Raw genomic sequence first — 21,216 nt, 5'->3', positions numbered from 1 at the left:
GTTTTATAATGTTTTATTTATTGACGTGTATTCTATTAATGTTGGCAATACCAAAAACCAAAACCAAAAAGCTCAAGAAAACCTCCATAATTACCAAGAGTTTACCAGGAATTGTTAATGGCACTATATCTCCAAAACCAACAGATGAAAAAGTAATTAGGCTGAAATATGTAAACTCAAAAAACCCTTTAAAAAATGAACCTTCAAGTGATGTTGCAGACTTAAAATTTTCTGAATTCAATACGTACAACGCTAGATAATCTGCTGAAAACGAAAGGATAATCAAGACAATTAATACAGCAAACAATGTAAGAACGTGCGTAAGCTGATGGCTTTCGCCTATTATTTTACTTAATTGTATAAAAGTGAGTCTAACAATGAATATCATTTTGGCCAAGGCTAACCCAACAATTAAAAATGGCAGAAATAAGTTATCAGAATTTTCATTAACCCATAATACATAACTTAAGGACAAAAGCGTAACTACGCCAGCAGTGAACAATACTTTTTTAAAGAGCTGTTCGTAAAACCCTGTGTCTTTAGGTATATTGGTTATATCTTCCATATTCATTGTGTTCTAATTAAATAGTTGAAGTGCCAACGCACTACCAATTATTACAATCAGTATTGCATACAGTATGTAATTAAACCATCTTCTAACAGCAGATTTTTCTGCTTTGTGGTGGCATCCGTCTTTACAACATTCTTTCATCGTTTTAAATTTTTATTCTCACTGCAACTTCCAACCATTACTACTTGAAAATGAGAGTTAAACTCTATCCATCAATCAAAAAACAGGTTTCACTCCCATAATCAAGTACTTCTAAAAGAATTTCTCCTTTCCAAAAGTTTGTATTTTGCCCGATAAAGGAAGAGGGATACTATAATTCTAGGGGGATTTAATCCCTCTCCCTTCTTAACAGGCTGCTATTAACCAAATCAATCTTTCTTTTTCTATTATCTTGTGCCTGACATGGGAAGGAATTAACACTAACCATCAATATTTTCCTTCCCACGACAGGACTTTTTAACTATCCTGACAACCTGGTATCTTCTATCCTCTGTTAACTAATAAACCAGCACGATAGGTAGATTGCTTGAAACAGATTATCTAGTGAATAGTTTTTTGAACTTTTCCACATTTTAGCATTCGACTACCGTAATATGGATTTCTCACTTCTTCTTTAGTGCTTAACCAAGCACTCCCCTTATCATACATTGGGCAAAACTGTTGGTACAGCTTATTCTTTGTGCCCGTAATAGCTACTATATCGGTAATATCCCTACTCAACACTTTAAAATGCTCTCTTTGATGGGCTATTTCACTTTTTGAAATATGTTCTGCGTGCTCTGTGGCATCCTCAATAATATCAGTCAATTCTTTTTGCTCTTTAGCTGTATAGTTAGACTCGTCGAACGCTTTCAGTGAAGCCACCAATTTAGTGCTTGCCTCAACTGCTTTTTCTGAATCATCTGCTACCAAAGCATCTTTTAAGCTGAAATAATCACTTAAAATTGCCTCTGCTTTTGTATCACCTTTCATATCCATCATTTTATTGTGATTATGGTCGTGATTCATTTTTTCCTTTTCCTGTGCATTGGTAAAAGAAACTGTTAACAGTAACATTACTATTACACTGATTTTTAAATTTTTCATCTTATCTTTTTTTTTAATTATAAACTGTCTTTTAAATTTTCCATATACTTAACAACCCTCTGTGCTTCTTTTTCTGAAAAAGTAGCCTCCTTGTGAATTAAAGTATAGGAAGCCAAAGGCATCTCACCATTTTCAATCTGTTTAACGATAGACCTTAGCTTGCTTGCTTTTCTTCGACTGGAAAGGGAATCCCATTCATTGAAGTTTAACTCTGCTTTTCCTTCTTTGATATGCCCTTCTAAGAACCAAGCTATGGGTTGCACCTTGCTGTACCAAGGGTACTGTGTGTTGTTACTGTGGCAATCATAACAAGAGACTTGCAGTTTGTTTTGAATATCACTTGGGACATCATTTACCAGCATAAAATCAGTATCGGGAACCGTTTCGCTCTGGTTATAGTCCACAGGAAAAAACTGGATAACCACAAAGGCAATTAATGCTATCCATGCTATGATTTTTACAGCCTTCATTTAATTGATTTCACGTTGTACTTTACCACATTTCAGCATTTTGGCACCGAAATACGGGTTTCTGATTTCTTCATTCATACTGAGCCAGGCACCGCCTTTGTTGTTATCGTACATAGGGCAGTACTGCTCATAAATGGTCATCGATGTTCCGGTGATTGCTATCATATCAGCCATATCCTTGCTCAATACTTTAAAATGTTCTCTTTGGTGCGCTATATCGCTTTCTGAGATATGTTCTGCGTGCTCAACTGCATCTTCAATAATTTCCTTTAATTCTGACTTTTCTTCTTCCGTATATTTAGAAATATCCAAGCTACCCAGACTTTTTGCCAAAACGGCTCCTAAATTTTTCGCTTTTGCGTTGTCATCTGCCACCAAAGCGTCCTTAAGATTGAAATAATCATTTAATACGGCTTGTGAGGCACCATTTCCATTCATTGCCATTTCCTTTTTTTCACCATCGTGGTGTCCATCACTGTTATCGTGATTCATTTTTGAATGGTCTCCATCTGCATTCATCTCTGAATGATGCTCTGTTGAATTATTCTTGTCTGTTTTAGCGTCTTTACAAGACACTGCTGTTAAGGTTACAAATGCTATTGCAACTATCCCTAATACTAATTTTAATTTGCTCATTTTGTTTTTGATTTAATTATTATTGATATATGTTAATCTTTATTTAAAATCTTGCTAAAAGACCGCCACCCCAACCATATCGGTTGTTATAGTTTCCTTGAATTGAAAAATTTCTAGAGAGGATGTATGAAAGACCTACCAACCATTGTGTTTCGCTTTCAAAAGAGCTATCTCCTAAATCATTCACCCATCCAAAGTCTGCTCTATATTCATATTCGCCTTCCAGAAAAATTCTTGGAAAAATCAATAGTTCTCTGTCCAAGCGTATTCTTGGGCGTAGCTGGTTATCCATACTCACATCTACATTGAATCTATAAGGTGTAAAGTATTTTACACCAATAAGACCAACTGTATTGAACTCATCGAAGGAATTTGGTATTTCGGTTTCGGTATTAACACCTACATAGAGACGCACCCAATCATTGAGATACCTGTTGTAATTTACTTCAGCTTCAAGATTTTTGTCATAATCGAATTCTGCTCGTAATCCAAATTCGTTACGGATATTGCTAGAGGTTAAAAAGAGTTCATTAAAGTTTGAGCCTGCACGCAACAATCCCCAAGAATAGTAATGGTCGGTTTCATCTATGAGTTTCTGAACGGGAAAATCTTCCATTCTTTTATCTCTTGGGGTATCATAACTAAACACCCTTGCCATACCTCCCATCATATGATATAGTACGTGACAATGAAAGAACCAATCTCCATACTCTTCGTTGTAGAACTCTATAACCACTTTCTGCATTGGCGGTACATTGACGGTATGCTTTAATGGTGAACGTTCACCATTTTCGTTAACGACCCTAAAATAATGACCGTGCAAATGCATTGGGTGGTGCATCATCGTTAGATTGTTGAGTGTTATTCGGGTTACTTCACCACTTTTTATTTTTATTTTATCGGTTTCCGAAAGTGGAACACCGTTCATACTCCAAACATAGCGTTGCATATTTCCGGTCAGGTTCAACAGAATATCGTTTACGGGTAAGTTGGCCTTGAATGTGGTATTTTCGGTTGCCTTTAAAAAGTCGTAGTTGAAATAGGTTTTACGTGTGCTGTAATCGAAAGACACGGTGTCCTTTTGCATCATAGACATATCGTGACCCATATGGTCGTTTGCCTTCATATCCATTTGATTACCCATTTTGCCATCGTTCATACCATCGTTCATATTCATTTTTCCGTCCTTCATATCCATTTTCATCCCATAATTCTCCTTCAGGTATTCAGGTGTTTTTTTCTTTTTGTTACCTACCATTGAAGGCGCTCCCATTTTCATATCCATTTTGGCCATTTGCTTCATCATTTCCACTTTATCAGGCCTGCCAATTCTTTCGGCTGGGTATAGGATGCCTTCGCCCAAACGCAACGAGGTGCTTCCAGAACCGTCCTGAGCGGTGGCGGTAACTTCTAAAGTACCTTCGGGAATGGTAACGATAACATCATAGGTTTCGGCAATACCGAAGAGGAAACGGCTTTTTGCTACAGGTTCCACATCAATACCGTCGCCCGCAACGACCATCGGGTTGCCACCGCCAAAGTCCAACCAATAATAAGTGGAAGCGGATGCATTGATAAAGCGAAGTCGAACCTTTTCCCCTGGTTTGAATTCTGGATATTCCGCTAACGACTTTCCATTGGTCAGAAATGCAGGATAATAGATATCTGCTATATCGGCTCCTTCCATACGGTCTCTCCAAAATTTGAATTGAGCACCAAGGGCTCCTTCTGAAATGACCCTGCTAAGAGGGACCGCAGTACCTTTTTTAACTTGATACCACTCGTTACCTCTTTTAAGGTTTCGTAATACATTCATTGGTTTTTCATCGGTCCAATCTGACAAAACCACCACCAAATCTTTATCGTATTCCAGAGTTTTTTCTTTTGGATGAATGATAATAGACCCATAAACACCCTTTTGCTCTTGTAACATTGTATGGGAATGGTACCAATACGTACCCGATTGGTTGATGGGTATTCGGTATTGGAAAGTTGTTCCGGGTTTAATAGGTGGCGTGGTTAAATAGGGTACACCATCGTAAAAATTGGGAAGTATCAAACCGTGCCAATGCACAGAGGTTTCTTCATCCATTTTATTGGTTACGTTGATTATGGCAAGGTCTCCCTCATCAAATTCTAGAACAGGTCCTGGAATACTACCATTGATGGTCATTGCTTTTGCGCTTACACCCCCAAGCGTCATTTTATTTTCTTCTATAGTAAGGTTATATTCCTTTATAGTTCGTCCTTCTTCCTTCCTATCCGAACCGTTTGTGCCTACTTGGGCAAAAGTGAATGAGGTAAATAGTAATAATGTGATTATGTTTATTGTTCTCATTTTTTATTGTGTTAAATAATTAATCAAAGCATATTGTACATAATAGCCTTTAATAGATTCTATAAGGTTTATTTGAAATTTTAATTGCAACTCTTGAACATCCAGTACATCGTTAAAATCAATAGTGCCCGTTTCATAATTCTTTATCAAGATTTCTTCAGCATCATTTGCTTGTTTTAGATTGTCCGATTGAATATTGAATTTAATTCTCGCATTTTCTCGGTTGTACTTCGCATCTGCTAATAGGGTTTCAAGTTTGTTTAATCTATCTTCTTTTTGGGACTGTATCTGCAACTGCTTTAACTGATTCTGTTTTGTTACAGATTTGTATTTATTGTTAAAAATTGGAATTGAGATAGATACCATTGGCATTATGATGTCCTTTCCATTGTCAGTAAAATTCATATCAGGACGCTCAGAAACTGGTACATAATCCAGCCCAAAGCCTATATTGGGTGAGCTCTGTTTTTGATTCAACAACTCTGATTGCCCAACGGATTCATAGAGTTTATCATATTTAATGAGTTCAGGATTTAACTGAAGATTTTCTGTCAATATTAATGCGTCCTCATCTGGAATAAACATATCCTCAACCACAGTTACAGCAATGGTCTCATCACGATTTAATAGATTATTGAAGGTTGCCTGTTCGGCAAGGTAATCTTGCTCTAATACTTCTTTTTGTTGTACAAGTTCATTTTGCCTAATTTGAAGACGAAGTACATCAACAGCTGATGCCTTATCAACTTCTACCGACGTTAATGCTAAACGTTCATAGGTTTCTAAAAGGTCGATATTTTTCTCGAGAACCAATTGTTTGGCCCTAATAGCATATAGTTTATAATAGGATTGAGAGACTGAAAGTGCCAATTTGCGCTTCATAATGACAATATCTACATATTGGGCCTCAGCTATTGAGCTTGCGTAATTTTCCCTTGCCGAAATAGTCCCAAACCATGGTAACATTTGCTTGACTGAGAAACGTGCGCGTTGCGCTCCAGTTCGTGTTTCAGGTTCACTAATGAAATAGCCAGCACTTATTTGTGTATCTGGCAGGGTATTAGCTTCATTAACTTTTTCTTCTGCTATGTTGTAGCGCAATTCAAAAGCTTGAATTTCGGGATTGTTATCTTGAGCTTCTTGAATGTAAGAAGCTAATTGCTGTGCATTAATCTTCGCGAAAGCGAAAAAGACAATTCCCAATAGAATTATATTTCTCATTTTGTAGCTTTTTTTAATTTAAGTTCGTGTTTCAAACTAAATAATACCGGTACAACAAATAAGGTTATTAGTGCAATTAACATACCTCCGAAACTTGGAATAGCCATTGGTATCATTATATCACTACCTCTACCTGTTGAAGTGAGTACTGGTAACAAGGCAAGAATGGTTGTTGCCGTCGTCATCAAACAAGGACGGATACGCTTTTCTCCAGCCTCAATTACTGACGCTCTTATTCCTTTTCTGTCTTTAGGCTTGTTTTTATCAAAGGTCTGTGTGAGGTAGGTTGCCATTACCACACCGTCGTCTGTGGCAATACCAAACAATGCAATAAACCCAACCCAAACGGCAACACTCAAGTTTATAGTGTGCATTTGGAACAGGTCTCGTAGGTTTTCACCAAAGAAGCTAAAGTTCAAAAACCAATCCTGGCCATAAAACCAAATCATTAAAAAGCCTCCCGCAAACGCTACGGCAATTCCTGTAAATACCATAAGGGATGTTGCAACAGAACGGAATTGGAAATAAAGAATGAGAAATATAATTAGCAATGCGAGTGGCACAACTACACCAAGTGTTTTTTCGGCCCTTAATTGGTTCTCATAGGTTCCTGTAAATTGATAGTTAATTCCTTTTGGCACAACAAGCTGTCCATTATCAATCTTTTCTTGTATGAGCGCTTGGGCGTTTTCTACCACATCTACCTCGGCATAACCATCCAACTTATCAAAGAGCACGTAACCTACTAAAAAAGTATCCTCACTTTTTATGATTTGTGGTCCTTGCTCATAACGAATGGTAACCAATTCACTTATGGGTACTGGGTTGCCCTTTTCTACCGGAACATAAATATCTTTTAAGTCATTAGGATTTGCACGTAGTTCTCTTGGGTAACGTACACGTATTCCATATCGCTCCCTGCCTTCAACAGTTTGTGTAAGCACCATACCACCTATAGACACTTGTATCACTTGCTGTACCTGCTGTATGGAAATACCATAACGAGCAAGCTTGTCTCTATCGATATCCAATAAAAGGTAAGGTTTACCAACTATTCGGTCTGCAAAAACCGCTTCATCCTTAACACCGTCGGCTTGTTTTAATATATCCTCCAATTGCACTCCAAAGGCTTCTATCTCATTTAAATCTTGCCCTTTCACTTTGATACCCATTGGCGCTCGCATACCCGTTTGAAGCATTACCAATCGGGTTTCAATAGGTTGTAATTTAGGTGCTGAAGTAACTCCGGGAAGTTTAGTTACCTTTACAATCTCTTTCCAAATATCATCGGGCGATTCAATTTCTGGTCGCCAGTTTCTATAATACTCACCATCATCGTCTGGTATAAGTTGTCTATCGGTAATGTTAAAAGGGTCTTTTAATAAGGTGGCATCATACTTGCCTTCGTCTACTTCCAATTCAACATTTGGATTTGTAACCAAGCTACCATCCTTTAACATAAAGAGACCATCTTCATTAACTTTAAATCGTTGTCTTTCTCTTTTATCATTTAAAATGTATTCAGACTTGTACTGAATTACATTTTCATACATTGACAACGGTGCTGGGTCTAAAGCCGATTCTGTACGTCCAGATTTACCAACCACCGTTTCAATCTCTGGGATGCTAGCAACGGCCATATCTAGTTGTTGCAATACGCGCTTATTCTCTTCAACTCCAGCGTGGGGCATTGATGTGGGCATTAAAAGAAAAGACCCTTCATTAAGTGATGGCATAAATTCCTTACCCGTATTCCGCATTATCATAACACCGAAGACAACAATAGCAGTAGGTATCGATAGAAACAAGAGTTTATTGCGTAACGCCCAATTTAATATGCGCACGTAATAGCTCCTAAAAAGCGTAAATATACCCAACAGGCCAAAGCATATTAGGCCCACAAATATTAAGTTCCAGAAAATGCTTCTATCTACACCCAATGGTCTCCAATATTCCGCCAACAAGAATACAATGGCAAAGGCTGAAATAAATATGTTGATGATATTAGCTCTATCTGCCGATATTTTTTCTTTAACAGACAGTAAACCAACAATACCATATGCAACCAGTATAAGCCCAAGGGTATGTCCAAAAATTACTGCTAACAGACCAATTATTACTAAAGCAATATTGAGAATGTATCTAAAAGAAATTTTTACATTACGCTTTCTGAAAAAATAGGCTGCAAAAGGTGGTATAAGAAATAATGCCACTATAAGAGATGCTGTGAGTGCCGCTGTTTTCGTGAAGGCCAAAGGTCGAAATAACTTACCTTCAGCTCCTATCATAGTGAATACAGGAATAAAACTTATTATTGTGGTCATAACAGCAGTTAGAATAGCGCCAGAGACCTCGGCTGTGGCATTATATACAACTGTATTCATTGGTAGGTTCTGGTCATTTTCATCTATGTGACGCAGTACATTTTCAGATAGAATAACTCCCACATCTACCATTGTACCAATGGCGATGGCAATACCAGATAAAGCGACAATATTGGCATCTACATTAAACAACTTCATTGATATAAAAACCATCAATACCGCCACAGGTAATAGTCCTGAAATCAATACAGAAGCCCTGAGGTTGAATACCATAATGATAATTACGAAAATGGTTATCAAAATTTCTAGAGTCAATGCTTCATCAAGTGTTCCTAATGTTTCCTGTATGAGTTCGGTTCTATCATAAAAAGGAACAATGGTCAATTGCGATGTTCTTCCATCGTTCAGTGTTTTAGAAGGTAAGCCCGAACTTAGTTCATTTATTTTCTCCTTAACATTATTAATAACCGCCATAGGGTTAGCGCCATAACGGGCTACTACAACACCACCAACAACTTCAGCACCTTCCTTATCTAAAAGCCCTCTTCTTGTCGCAGGGCCGTGAGAGACGTTGGCAATATCCTTTAAGCGTATAGAGGTAAAATCTTCTGAAGTAACTACTGCATTCTCCAGGTCTGAAATAGACTTAACATACCCTAAACCACGGATTAGATATTCAGCCTGATTGATTTCTAAGGTCTGGGCGCCTACATCTTGATTACTTTGTTTAACTGCTTTAACAACCTCATTTAAGCCAATTTTATACTGTTTCATCAACTCTGGGTTGACATCTACTTGGTATTCTAAAACGTAACCACCAATAGAGGCTACTTCTGAAACACCACTCGCCGAGGACAATGCATATTTCACGTAAAAATCTTGAATACTACGAAGTTCCTGTAAATCCCAACCACCAGTCACATTTCCATTTTCATCGCGGCCTTCCAAAGTATACCAGTAAATCTGCCCGAGACCTGTAGCATCTGGACCTAGTGCGGGATTTACTCCGTCGGGCAATAATCCAGCAGGTAACGAATTTAATTTTTCGAGAATACGGCTTCGACTCCAATAGAATTCTATGTCCTCTTCAAAAATGATGTAAATGCTGGAAAAACCGAACATTGAAGAACTCCGTATGGTCTTTACCCCAGGAATACCAAGAAGTGAAGTGGTAAGCGGATAGGTTATTTGGTCTTCAATATCTTGTGGCGAACGCCCATCCCATTTAGTAAATACAATTTGTTGGTTTTCCCCAATATCAGGAATGGCATCCACCGCTACAGGATTGCGTGGTAAGGAACCGGTATTCCATTCAAAAGGTGCGTTTACAACTCCCCAAGCCACGAATAAGGCTAGTAACAGAACCGCTACTAGTTTATTTTCTATTAAGAATTTGATGCTTTTATTTAGCATATAAATGATTTTTAAGTAATTATAATTTTGTTGTCTAAAACAAAAACCAAACAGCTTAGTCCATACAATTTAATGTTGGACTACAGTACTAATTACTTAAAAATCAAATAAGGAAAGTTTGGTCTAAAACTTGAACATCCCTGACCAAGGGAGGCGGAGAATAATCCGTGAAAGTAGGTTTTTCTGTTTGTTGTTCTGCAAACAGATTTACATAGGTGTAAATAAATGTAGCAACTAATTTCTGTTGCTCTTTATTTAATTTATCAAAAGAAAGTTTTAAGTTATCTTGACCATCAACAACTAATTGCTCGTTACTGCAACAGTCTTTTTTAGCCAAACTGCATTCCGAAGAATCAGTTTTTTGTTGGGTTTCCATACCACAGGTATCTACAGCACCGAACATTGAAGTATCCACTAAAACATCCCCACAATAATGACTTTCAATTGTGAAAGACAATGTAGATAGGAACACTAAAAGTGCCATACAAAAGGATACTATTTTATAAAAAACCTTCTTCATTTGTTCTGCAAAGCTACAAAAATTTTAACATTTTAATTTTGTTTAACATAAATTTAGATTATTTACTTGAGTAAAACATCAATCCTTTTTACCTGATTGACTTAATGAAATAATATAATTTACAAGGTTTTTAATCTCCAATGGCGGGTTGCCGTGGTCAAAGTTAGTAGACGTGTATTCATTCTCGTTTTTAATCACTTTCAATTTTGCAATGGCAGCACCATCAATTTCCCTTCTCTTAGATGGAGCCTTAAATAAGGAAAGATTTTCAAGCTCTACTTTTTTAACCAAACCAACTAATTTTTCCCATTGCTTTTCATCTATATCAACAGTAACATCTTTACTTTCATTTCTGTTCTCCTGAAAAAAAAGTATACCTTTTTCAACTTTAATTCTTTGATAAAACCCTCTAGAAGACGCTTCATATTCAAAAGAAAGTTCAGATATTCTCTCTTGAGAAAACATTGACTGTACAATTGTAATTGCCAATATCGTAATCAGTATCTTCTTCATAACTAAGTGTTTAATTCTACAAACATATCAATCTCTATTTTACTGAAATATGACAAAAGTCATTATTCTGTTTAATCTTTAGATTTATATTTGTATGAATGGAATTTTGCATAACATTCATAAAATATTAATAATGAGCGTATTGAAAGCAAAACTTATTTTACTTAAATGTTAAACAAAATTTCTTAACTTTACCAGGTGAAAACATTTTTTACAAAAATATTGTCTTTCTTCTTGGCAGCATTTATATTGCTGTCAACCTCTTCCTTTACAGTAAATATGCATTTTTGCTGTAATAAGTTAGTGGATATGGCATTCTTCAGTAAAGCTGAAGCTTGCAAGGACAAGGTTCAAAAGGAAAATAATCCTTTTAAAAAATGTACATCATTGCAAGAAAAGGATTGTTGCGACAATCAGACTATCCTAAAAGAAGCTAATGACACCTTCAAAAAATCAACTACGGTTTTAGAAGCTGACCAATTAGTATTCGTAAAAACATTTATTTACTCCTACATTAACCTTTTTGAAGGGCTAGATAAAAATATAGTTCCTTTCGAGGCCTACAGGCCGCCCTTGTTATCTAAGGACATCCATACTCTATACGAGATTTACTTAATTTGATTTTCTACATCGCGGTAAAAGCCCTTTTACTGCGCAATTGGTTATAGCCAGCGCTTAGTCTTTGGCTGTAAACTGTTGTACCCTATTCCCTACAGTTTTATTTGCAAATTACCCTGTAAACATTCAATTACAGGATTGGCTATTGAGCAAAAGCCCAATAACAATACCTTATTAGATATGACACAACCAAAAGAATTTTGGGTTAAAAATATGGTGTGTAGTCGTTGCTTAAAAGTAATCAAGCAAGAACTACAAGAACTAGGCATAACGGTCCTTTCCCTAGAGCTAGGAAAGCTTTTAGTAGAAGCACCAGACCTAAGCAAGGCACAAATTAACCAAGAGGTTACCCAAGTGCTGCACGCAAATGGTTTTGAGATTGTAAAAAGTGAAGAAGAAATGCTGGTTGAAAGAATAAAAATTATTCTAATCGAACAACTTGATGAGCTACCGCTAACGCTAAAAGTTAAGACCTCAGAACATTTATCATCATCCCTTCACCGAGATTACAAGGCATTGAGCAAACTGTTCTCATCGAAGGAAAAGACCACCATTGAAAAGTACTTTATAAAATTAAAAATTGAAAAAGTCAAGGAACTCATACAGCTAAAACAGCATTCCTTCTCTGATATAGGGTACTTATTGGATTATAGCAGTGTAAATCACTTATCCAGACAATTTAAGGATGTGGTAGGAATGAGTATGACAGATTACAAAAACACAGAAAATTGGAAGCGAAATTATTACGATGAAATTATGTAGATATGAACGAAAGTTGTGCAGATAAAGGCTTATGTCATTCGCTATTTTCATCAAACTAAAATGTATAAAAAATGAAAACAATCTTCCTCACATTATTAATTATCCCAATACTGGGAATTGGACAAACCATAGAAAACATTGACTTTGTATCCCCTTTTCACGATGGTCTTTCAGCAGTAAAAAAAGGAAATAACTGGGCATTTATTGACCAAAACGGCTCTATAATCATTGATTTTAGACAAGACTTGGTAAAGACCAAAACCGACAAAGGCTACTATCCTCTGTTCAGTAATGGAAAATGTATTATAGCGCAGAAAAAAGATGATATACTCCTTTATGGGTTTATTGACAAAAAAGGAAACATAAGTATCGAACCACAGTTTCTAAATGTCTTAAACTTTCAAGGTAACAAGACCTTGGCATTAATAGTACATAAAGAGACCATAGGCTTTAATGATATTTTTAAAAAAGATGTTGTTAACTACCACTATTTTGAGGTGGTCATTGATGAGAACGGAAATTCTCTAGACCACCTTACCCAATTGGCTTTACATATTTCCCCAAAATACACTAAAAACAAAAAACCACCCGTCATCACATCTAAATTTATTTCTGATAATCTGATAGCGGTAAAAAGCGATGATAATAAATGGAACTTAAGAAAGATTTCGCGTTGAATTCTATTCTAAAACAATTTTAAGAAAAAATAAAAACTAAATCCTAATCATATGAAAACAAAAAAGATTTTTTTCAGTATTACCCTACTAGGGTTCATTTACTTTTTAACAGTAGGGTTTATCAAATCCCCTCAAACAGAATATACACCAATAGAACAGGATAAGTGGGTGGCTCCGGCAAGTGCGGATAAAATCAAAAATCCACTAAAAGGTGATGCAAGCTCTATTGCTTCTGGTAAGAAAATATACAAAATGCTATGCTTTGTCTGCCACGGCGCTAAAGGGAAAGGTGATGGTATGGGCGGTACAGGGCTTAAACCAAAACCAGCAGACCTAACCAGTGAAATTTTTCAATCACAATCAGACGGTGCAATCTTCTGGAAGATAGAGCAAGGACGTTCACCTATGCCCTCGTACAAAACCTCAATCCCAGAGAAAAAACGCTGGGAACTTATTAACTATTTAAGAACCCTAAGACAATGAAAAAGTTAATCTTATCACTTTTTGTGTTTGCTTTTGGCTATCAAATTTATAGCCAAACCTACAACACTTTCGAACCGAGTAAAACCCAATTTATGTTACGTGGCTACGGACATACGGGATTTGAATATATGGATTCTAATGACGAAACAGAATCAACATTCTTAGGATTAACCTATGCGCCAATTTTTCTTTACAAGCATTCAGACAGGTTAATGTTTGAGGCCGAATTAGAATTTAAATTAGAGGGAAATGAACTGGAGATTGGTTTAGAATATGCCGATGTAATGTATGTCCTTAATAAGAATATGACAGTCAGAGCTGGTAAATTCCTATTGCCTTTTGGCACATTTATGGAACGTTTACATCCCGCTTGGATAAATCGATTACCTAACGCACCTTTAGGCTATGGACATGATGGTATTGCACCATCTTCTGGAATTGGTGTTGAACTTCGGGGTGCTTTTGACTTGGGAGGTCCAAGGCTTAATTATTCTATCTACTCAACCAATGGACCAAGGATAAATGACGGTAGCGAAGAACCTGAGGAAGCAGGTATTTTACAATTCGAAAATTTTGAAGACAACAACCTAGCCAAAGCCTATGGCGGTAGAATAGGAATACTTCCATTTTCTGATTCATCTGCAGAAATTGGGTTTTCAGCCTACTCGACAAGTGGAACTGGTGAAGAAGATTCTCAATATGAGGATGTGGGTGCCTTTCTTTTTGCATTAGACTTCTCGTATGTAAAGCCTATATCACCATTAAAAGGAATTGTGGATATCAAAGCCCAATACAATAACTCTAATGTGGATACAGCAACTTTTATAGAAGTTCACGAAGATGGCGATGCCGAAGAATATTCCTTTGATAATCAAAGTAACTCATTTTACGCCCAACTAAGTTATAGACCTACAATGGCTGAAAATGACTTTATGAAAAAGTTAGAATTCGTAGGGCGATACTCGGATTTTAATGCCCCAGAAGGTGCAGAATGGGAAGAGGCATCTGTTCAATATGCCTTTGGAATCAACTATTGGTTAAGTTGGCGTTCTGTAGTAAAGCTTAGTTATCAAACTACCGAAACTGAAGGTGGACACGATGGAAGTGGTATTACCAATACCGATGGGTTATTCATTCATTGGGCAATTGGATTTTAATTGAATCATAAATCAAGAGATATGAAAAGCATTAACAAAATTACAGTAGCTATAGCATCGATTCTTGTTATTCTAATAACGATAGTCGCTTGCTCATCTACAAAAGAAGTTTACACGCCTGTTCCAGAAACAGAGGTAGTAGACAGTGACCAGGAATTTAAATTAGAAAAATCAGGAGCTCAACTTTGGGGTGAAGTATGTAACAGGTGTCACATTGCGCCCTCACCTTCAGATTACAATGATACAGATTGGGAAACCATTAGTCTTCATATGCGAGTAAGAGCAAATCTTACGGAAAAGGAAAGCAATAAGATATTGGATTTTCTAAAATCTGCTAATTAATAGCTGACAACCCATTCCCTTAATCAGATTAAGCGGAATGGGTTTAAAAAACAAGTAATAACATTAAAACTTAAAATGATGAAAAACAAACTTTTGCTTTTAACCGTGCTTGGGCTTTTAAGCCTTAGCAGTTGTAAACAGGATGTCGATACTCAAGCAATTTTGGAAAATTCTAAAACACGGAATGAAGTTTTCAATACCATTTCTGAAAATCACGAATATATGTCTGCCTTTATAGAGCATATGCAAAATACCCCTCACGCAATGCAAATGATGCAGAATAGTAAAAAGATGATGGGTGCAATGATGAAAAATGAAGGGATGCAAATGATGATGAAGGATAGCAGTATGATGCACTCAATGATGAATAATATGATTAATGATGGAAAAATGATGGGCAATATGATGAAAATGATGCACAAAAAAGGAATGATGAGCGAAGATTGTATGGAATCGTGTACTAAGATGATGAGCAACAAGGGAATGGATATGAAAGAAATGAGCAAGATGGACACATCGAAAAAAGATGACCACAATCATCATTAATAAAACTTAAAAATCAAGCAATTATGAAAAACAATCACTGGATATGGATGATTATAGGCTGTGGCTTACCGCTTTTGTTCATCTTTTTAGCACCTTCTTTTGGTATAGGAGGAGGCTCTTCCCTTTTCATCTTCATACTGTTTATGTTCGCCATTCACCTGTTTATGCCACACGGGTCTCACGGCCACGGAAGGCACGGACACAATAACGGGAACCATAATAGGCACGACCATAATCAAAAGCAGTCTGACAATGGTTCAACTCAGAAAAGAAAAGGACATCAACATCATTAATAATAAATTGTAATGAAACAAAAATTTCAAATAAGCGGAATCAGTTGTGGCGGATGTATTACTAGGGTCAAGAACATCTTGGAGAAGCATCCTAATATCGAAAAAGCAGAAATTTTTCTAGCACCAAAAGGGGCTACAATTATCACTATGAACGAAACGCTCTCGGTTGAAGACATACAAAAGCAACTTGATGAACTCAAAGGATATACAATTTCAAAAATAAATCATTAACAATTTAAAACTAAACATTATGCATTTTTACGACGGACACTTTGGAGGTATGCACCTAATATGGTGGATTATATGGATTATACTTCTTGCTTGGATATTTTTCATCCCAGCAGATATTCCATATCAAAAAACGAAAGACAACCCAATGGATATTCTTAAAAAACGCTTTGCAAAAGGCGAGATATCCAAGGAAGAATATGAAGAATCAAAAAAGATTCTAAAATCAGATAATTAATTCAAAACTATAAAATTATGTATCGATTAAACGTAAAAAAACTAGGATTTGCTTTCGGTCTTACGGGAGCATTAATCTATTTAGGCTGTATGATAGTGATGTCAACCGCAGGTAGGGAAGGCACAATCGATTTTTTCAACAGTCTTTTGCACGGATTGGACACTACAAGTATAATCAGAATGGATGTTCCATTGTGGGAAGCTGGTTTAGGAATCATACAGACCTTCATACTGGGTTGGCTGGTTGGTGCCTGTATTGGGGCATTTTACAATGCACAACTCAAAATAAAAAAATAAAGGCTTGTAACATCTTATGCAATACGTTTGGTTTATATGGTCATTAATTATCCTGGCGCTTTGGGCGGTAATCTATCTCTTCAAGAAAGATTCTAGAAAAGAAATGCTCAAGATGAGCCTGATTACAATGCCTTTTGGTTTAACAGAACCATTGTTTGTGCCAGAATATTGGATGCCACCTTCACTTTTTGATTTGGCTGCAAAAACAAGGTTTGATATCGAAAGTCTCATTTTTTCTTTTGCAATCGGTGGTATAGGTGTGGTACTTTATAATCTTATTTTTAGACAAACCTTGCAAGAAATAACGCATACTGAGCGAAATCACAGAAGACATCGCTTGCATATATACAGCTTATTTGTACCAGCAATCGTGTTTTTAATTTTAGCGCTATTTACATCATTAAACCATATTTATTGTGGAACTATAGCGATGTTCCTAGGTGGTTTAGCAACATTGTACTGTCGCCCAGATTTAAAAAGAAAGATATGGGTTGGGGGCATCTTGTTTACGGTATTATACTTCATATACTTTGGAAGTATCCTTCCATTTTATCCCCGATATGTCGAACTGTACTGGAATCTCGACAACCTAACCCATATTCTTGTCCTAGGCATTCCCATTGAGGAATTATTATTTGCCTTCACCTTTGGAATGTATTGGTCTGGCTTATATGAACACTTATACTGGCATAAACTAATAAGCTTACATAAAACAACTCATAATTAATAATAATTTAAAAATGAAACAAAGACATTTTAAACAACAGAGTAATGAACCTATGGTAGGAACGGTAGAAAATCCAAGCAGAAAAATCTACAAGCTACTCATCAGTATCCTATTTTTAATTTTTGCCTCAATAATACTGTTATCGTGTGCCAATGATAAAAAAGATAAGACTGAAACGGCATTGCTTTCAGTCACTAAAACAAAACCCATTCAAATGAATTCAACTGTTGCTTCTCAAACAACCTATGAAATCGTGCCAAACGATAAAGTCTGTATGGTAAACGACAGGTTTATGGGGGTAGAACAAATACCCATAGATGTTGAGGGCACAACCTATTACGGCTGTTGTCAAGGTTGTGTTGATAAACTGCAGAAAAATATAGATAACGTTCGCTTTGGAAGCAATCCTATTAATGATGTAAAAGTAGATAAAGCAAACGCTGTTATCGTTCAGGATAAAAGTAAAGGCAGCGTCTATTATTTTGCTTCAAAACAAGATGCCCAAAGCTTTATAAATAACAATTGAGCCTAATATATTTCTATTAACAAACTATAAAATTATGAAAATTGTATTGGCAATAGACGGTTCAGATTTCAGCAAAACAGCTGTAGAACAACTTAATAGAATGAACTTGCCACCAAATACTGAAATTCACGTCATAAACGTTTACGAATTTCCCACAGCCCTAGGGCCAGAATTAATGGCGACCGGTGGTAGCTTGAACAATTATTTTGAAGAATTTATAAGTGGTGCTCAAAAAGTGGGTGAAAAAATTATATCGGAAGCTAGTGACACCCTTAAGAACATCAATAAAACACTTACCATAACCACTAGTGTTGTTAGTGGGTTACCTAAAAATGTGATTCTCGAAAAAGCTGAAGAATGGGACGCCGATTTAATTGTAGTTGGCTCTCAAGGTCAAGGCGCGCTATCACGTTTGTTACTAGGGTCTGTTTCCCAATACTTGGCTACTCACGCTAGGTGTTCGGTGATGATAGCAAGGGATAAGAGTAACGGTTAGAAACCATTTTACTACAGGTAGTGAGTTTAAAATGAATATGGAAGATAAACCTATACACAATATAGAATCAAAATCGGCTTGTAAAGCAACGGACAATATATGTCTGCCGGATACCCATTGGCCACGTGTGGTTATTGTAGGTGGTGGTTTTGCAGGTTTGGCTTTGGTAGAAAAATTAAAACACAAAGAAGTACAGGTCGTTTTATTTGACAAAAATAACTTTCACCAATTTCAGCCATTGCTTTACCAAGTGGCAACTAGTGCCCTAGAGCCTGATAGTATAGTGTTTCCTTTTAGAAAGCAGTTTAACGGATATAAAAATGTGGTTTTCCGATTGGCAGAAGTAGAAGAAATTCAACCTTCTTCAAATGTTGTAAAAACTAACAAAGGAAATATTCATTACGATTACCTTGTATTAGCAACAGGTACCACTACCAATTTCTTCGGAATGAATACAGTTGAAGAAAATAGCTTGGGAATGAAGGATATTCGCGATTCCCTGAATATTCGCCATATGATGTTACAGAATCTCGAACAAGCGGCCATTACCTGTGATGATGAAGAACGTGATGCGCTAACCAATTTTGTGATTGTGGGTGGCGGTCCCGCAGGCGTAGAAATGGCAGGCGCTTTGGCAGAATTCTGCAAATACATCCTTCCAAAGGATTATCCAGAATATTCATCTTCCATAATGAATATTTATTTGATAGAAGCCGGAAAAGAGCTTTTGAGCACAATGTCAAACAAAGCATCCTCAAAAACCTTAAGGTATTTAGAAGATTTAAATGTAAAGGTACTTCTTAATGAATCTGTCACTAATTACGATGGCAATAAAGTTTCTACAAAAAGTGGCAAGACCTTTTTAGCAAAGAACCTGATTTGGACCGCAGGTGTCAAAGGGCAATTCCCAGAAGGTATTGATGCAAAGCATGTGGTTAGAGGCAACCGCTTAAAAACAGATCCATTTTTAATGGTAGAAGGTTACGAAAACATTTTTGCCATAGGTGATATAGCGGCTGTGATTACCGAAAATACACCAAAAGGGCATCCACAAGTTGCACAAACAGCGATTCAGCAAGGTAAATACTTGGGCAAAGTATTATTAAAATTAATGAAGAATGAGGGCGTAAAACCTTTTGAATATAAGGACAAAGGGGCATTAGCAACGGTAGGAAAACGAAAAGCAGTAGCCGATTTAGGCAAATTCAAATTTGGAGGTTATTTCACCTGGTTATTATGGTCTATCGTACACTTAATGTCCATAAGCGGTTTTAGAAATAGATTGATGGTTGGTTTTAATTGGGCGGTAAGCTATTTCACTTACGAAAAGAGCAACCGCCTGATTATTAGAAATTTCAGTAAAGCATCAAATTCAAAATCTATTGCCAATTCGCAAACCGCAGTAAAAAACGCATCGGTCAATGATTAAAAGGGCATTACATAATAGCGTATGGAACATTACTAATAAAGTATTTAGTAACACAGGTATTGTACTATTAGTGGCAGTGATAATAGCTATGCTATGGGCTAATTCACCTTGGCAAAACACTTATCAAAATATACTAAATACTACTATTTCATTTAGCATCGGTAATTTTCAATTGACTGAGCCTCTACTACTCTGGATTAATGATGCATTGATGGCTCTGTTCTTTCTTCAGGTAGGCTTAGAATTGAAAAGAGAAATATTGGGCGGTAAGCTATCAACACCTCAAAATGCTATATTGCCCATTGGTGCAGCTATTGGTGGAATGGTTTTTCCAGCCCTTATATATTTTATCCTTAATACTGGTGGCGAAGCATCACAGGGTTGGGGAATACCTATGGCCACCGACATTGCTTTTTCTCTGGGCGTGCTGGCTCTTTTCGGAAAACGCTTACCCATTGCATTACGAGTTTTCTTGGTAACACTCGCCGTTGTGGACGATTTGGGAGGTGTGTTGGTAATCGCGCTGTTTTACACTTCTGGTATATCTACGATGGATTTATTTCACGCTTTTCTTTTCTTTGGATTATTAATTATTGGAAATTATGCAGGTGTTAGAAAAACTTGGTTCTACGCCACCATAGGTATTGGCGGTGTTTGGCTAGCTTTCTTCTTCTCAGGAGTACACCCTACCATTGCTGGCATATTAACAGCCTTAGCAATACCTGGTCGTGTAAAAATTAACGAAGCTACATTTTTAAAACGCCTTTCTGCATTACACAAAAAGTTTAATAAAGAAAAACCTGTAAAAGGTTCGCTAATTTCCCATTCCCAGTTAGAAATACTCGAAGAAATTAAAGTTACAAGTTCAGAGGCTGAAACACCACTTCAAAAACTTGAAAATGCCCTAAATCCATTTGTGAATTTTATAGTGTTACCATTATTTGCTTTTGCTAATGCCGGCATTCACCTACACGGCAAAGTGCTAGAAGTACTTACCCACCCAATAAGTCTAGGAATAGGGTTTGGTCTCATACTCGGGAAGTTTATTGGTATCGTCTTATTTTCAAGAATACTTGTTGCTTTTAAACTTGCCAAACTACCTGAAGCTGTTAATTGGAATCAAGTATATGGAGTGGCCTTTTTAGCAGGTATCGGGTTTACAATGTCTCTGTTTATAAACGAATTAGCATTTACCAATGAAGAATTTATTTATACCGCTAAAGTCGGCATTTTATTTTCATCGTTAATCGCAGGCATTATCGGTTCCCTCATTTTAATAAAAAATCAAACACTTAAAACAATATAA

The 21,216-nt window shown here is 36.6% G+C and carries 25 protein-coding genes; 15 read left to right on the top strand and 10 right to left on the bottom strand.

Going from position 1 to position 21,216, the window contains the following annotated elements:
• Positions 1 to 13: 13 nt before the first annotated feature.
• From V1468_RS12410 to V1468_RS12365, 10 genes are all read right to left on the bottom strand, one after another.
• Positions 14 to 565: a potassium channel family protein gene (locus V1468_RS12410; protein WP_331810546.1), complete on the bottom strand. Its 552-nt coding sequence runs from the start codon at positions 563 to 565 to the stop codon at positions 14 to 16.
• Between the two features lie 12 nt (positions 566 to 577).
• On the bottom strand, positions 578 to 712 hold the full coding sequence (locus tag V1468_RS12405; RefSeq protein ID WP_331810545.1) for a hypothetical protein: 135 nt from the start codon (positions 710 to 712) through the stop codon (positions 578 to 580).
• Between the two features lie 399 nt (positions 713 to 1,111).
• Positions 1,112 to 1,657: a DUF3347 domain-containing protein gene (locus tag V1468_RS12400; RefSeq protein WP_331810544.1), complete on the bottom strand. Its 546-nt coding sequence runs from the start codon at positions 1,655 to 1,657 to the stop codon at positions 1,112 to 1,114.
• Positions 1,658 to 1,674: 17 nt separating this feature from the next.
• A complete protein-coding gene (locus V1468_RS12395) occupies positions 1,675 to 2,127 on the bottom strand; it encodes a heme-binding domain-containing protein (protein ID WP_331810543.1) in 453 nt (150 codons plus the stop codon).
• Positions 2,128 to 2,763, bottom strand: a complete 636-nt coding sequence (locus V1468_RS12390; RefSeq protein ID WP_129759405.1) for a DUF3347 domain-containing protein — start codon at positions 2,761 to 2,763, stop codon at positions 2,128 to 2,130.
• Between the two features lie 43 nt (positions 2,764 to 2,806).
• Positions 2,807 to 5,101, bottom strand: a complete 2,295-nt coding sequence (locus V1468_RS12385) for a multicopper oxidase domain-containing protein (RefSeq protein WP_331810542.1) — start codon at positions 5,099 to 5,101, stop codon at positions 2,807 to 2,809.
• A 3-nt stretch (positions 5,102 to 5,104) separates the two neighbouring features.
• Positions 5,105 to 6,322 (bottom strand): TolC family protein, encoded by a 1,218-nt coding sequence (locus V1468_RS12380; RefSeq protein ID WP_331810541.1) that lies wholly within the window; start codon positions 6,320 to 6,322, stop codon positions 5,105 to 5,107.
• Complete coding sequence (locus V1468_RS12375; protein ID WP_331810540.1) at positions 6,319 to 10,059, bottom strand: efflux RND transporter permease subunit; 3,741 nt, start codon at positions 10,057 to 10,059, stop codon at positions 6,319 to 6,321. The genes V1468_RS12380 and V1468_RS12375 overlap by 4 nt, the downstream gene beginning before the upstream one ends.
• Positions 10,060 to 10,162: 103 nt before the next feature.
• Positions 10,163 to 10,579 carry an HYC_CC_PP family protein gene (locus tag V1468_RS12370; RefSeq protein ID WP_407942454.1) on the bottom strand — a complete coding sequence of 139 codons (417 nt, stop codon included), beginning with the start codon at positions 10,577 to 10,579 and terminating at the stop codon, positions 10,163 to 10,165.
• Between the two features lie 78 nt (positions 10,580 to 10,657).
• On the bottom strand, positions 10,658 to 11,092 hold the full coding sequence (locus V1468_RS12365) for a hypothetical protein (RefSeq protein WP_331810538.1): 435 nt from the start codon (positions 11,090 to 11,092) through the stop codon (positions 10,658 to 10,660).
• 198 nt (positions 11,093 to 11,290) lie between these two features.
• On the opposite strand from V1468_RS12365, the gene V1468_RS12360 reads away from it, so the two are divergent.
• The 15 genes from V1468_RS12360 (at position 11,291) to nhaA (ending at position 21,216) form a co-directional block, all read left to right on the top strand.
• Positions 11,291 to 11,713: an HYC_CC_PP family protein gene (locus V1468_RS12360; RefSeq protein WP_331810537.1), complete on the top strand. Its 423-nt coding sequence runs from the start codon at positions 11,291 to 11,293 to the stop codon at positions 11,711 to 11,713.
• A gap of 177 nt (positions 11,714 to 11,890) precedes the next feature.
• A complete protein-coding gene (locus V1468_RS12355) occupies positions 11,891 to 12,472 on the top strand; it encodes a helix-turn-helix domain-containing protein (protein ID WP_331810679.1) in 582 nt (193 codons plus the stop codon).
• Between the two features lie 71 nt (positions 12,473 to 12,543).
• Positions 12,544 to 13,149, top strand: coding sequence for a WG repeat-containing protein (locus tag V1468_RS12350; protein ID WP_331810536.1), 606 nt, complete (start codon positions 12,544 to 12,546; stop codon positions 13,147 to 13,149).
• 51 nt (positions 13,150 to 13,200) lie between these two features.
• On the top strand, positions 13,201 to 13,632 hold the full coding sequence (locus V1468_RS12345) for a c-type cytochrome (RefSeq protein ID WP_331810535.1): 432 nt from the start codon (positions 13,201 to 13,203) through the stop codon (positions 13,630 to 13,632).
• A complete protein-coding gene (locus V1468_RS12340; protein WP_331810534.1) occupies positions 13,629 to 14,789 on the top strand; it encodes a hypothetical protein in 1,161 nt (386 codons plus the stop codon). Before V1468_RS12345 ends, V1468_RS12340 begins: the two co-directional genes overlap by 4 nt.
• A 21-nt stretch (positions 14,790 to 14,810) precedes the next feature.
• Complete coding sequence (locus V1468_RS12335; RefSeq protein WP_331810533.1) at positions 14,811 to 15,131, top strand: hypothetical protein; 321 nt, start codon at positions 14,811 to 14,813, stop codon at positions 15,129 to 15,131.
• Positions 15,132 to 15,374: 243 nt separating this feature from the next.
• Positions 15,375 to 15,677: a hypothetical protein gene (locus tag V1468_RS12330; RefSeq protein ID WP_331810532.1), complete on the top strand. Its 303-nt coding sequence runs from the start codon at positions 15,375 to 15,377 to the stop codon at positions 15,675 to 15,677.
• Between the two features lie 305 nt (positions 15,678 to 15,982).
• Complete coding sequence (locus V1468_RS12325) at positions 15,983 to 16,201, top strand: heavy-metal-associated domain-containing protein (protein WP_331810531.1); 219 nt, start codon at positions 15,983 to 15,985, stop codon at positions 16,199 to 16,201.
• A 19-nt stretch (positions 16,202 to 16,220) separates the two neighbouring features.
• Positions 16,221 to 16,436, top strand: coding sequence for an SHOCT domain-containing protein (locus tag V1468_RS12320; RefSeq protein WP_331810530.1), 216 nt, complete (start codon positions 16,221 to 16,223; stop codon positions 16,434 to 16,436).
• A gap of 17 nt (positions 16,437 to 16,453) precedes the next feature.
• Positions 16,454 to 16,732 (top strand): DUF5676 family membrane protein, encoded by a 279-nt coding sequence (locus V1468_RS12315; RefSeq protein ID WP_331810529.1) that lies wholly within the window; start codon positions 16,454 to 16,456, stop codon positions 16,730 to 16,732.
• Between the two features lie 16 nt (positions 16,733 to 16,748).
• Complete coding sequence (locus V1468_RS12310; protein ID WP_331810528.1) at positions 16,749 to 17,459, top strand: lycopene cyclase domain-containing protein; 711 nt, start codon at positions 16,749 to 16,751, stop codon at positions 17,457 to 17,459.
• Between the two features lie 13 nt (positions 17,460 to 17,472).
• Positions 17,473 to 17,985, top strand: a complete 513-nt coding sequence (locus V1468_RS12305) for a hypothetical protein (RefSeq protein WP_331810527.1) — start codon at positions 17,473 to 17,475, stop codon at positions 17,983 to 17,985.
• Between the two features lie 34 nt (positions 17,986 to 18,019).
• Positions 18,020 to 18,481 carry a universal stress protein gene (locus V1468_RS12300; protein WP_331810526.1) on the top strand — a complete coding sequence of 154 codons (462 nt, stop codon included), beginning with the start codon at positions 18,020 to 18,022 and terminating at the stop codon, positions 18,479 to 18,481.
• Between the two features lie 37 nt (positions 18,482 to 18,518).
• Entirely contained in the window at positions 18,519 to 19,910 is a 1,392-nt protein-coding gene (locus tag V1468_RS12295; RefSeq protein ID WP_331810525.1) for an NAD(P)/FAD-dependent oxidoreductase, read from the top strand.
• Positions 19,903 to 21,216 carry a Na+/H+ antiporter NhaA gene (gene nhaA, locus V1468_RS12290; protein WP_331810524.1) on the top strand — a complete coding sequence of 438 codons (1,314 nt, stop codon included), beginning with the start codon at positions 19,903 to 19,905 and terminating at the stop codon, positions 21,214 to 21,216. Before V1468_RS12295 ends, nhaA begins: the two co-directional genes overlap by 8 nt.

It is taken from the genome of Winogradskyella poriferorum (genome assembly GCF_036553625.1).
In the GTDB taxonomy this organism is placed as follows: domain Bacteria; phylum Bacteroidota; class Bacteroidia; order Flavobacteriales; family Flavobacteriaceae; genus Winogradskyella; species Winogradskyella poriferorum.
The sequence above is the reverse complement of the archived record's forward strand: the minus strand, read 5'-3'. Positions and strand labels throughout refer to the sequence as shown.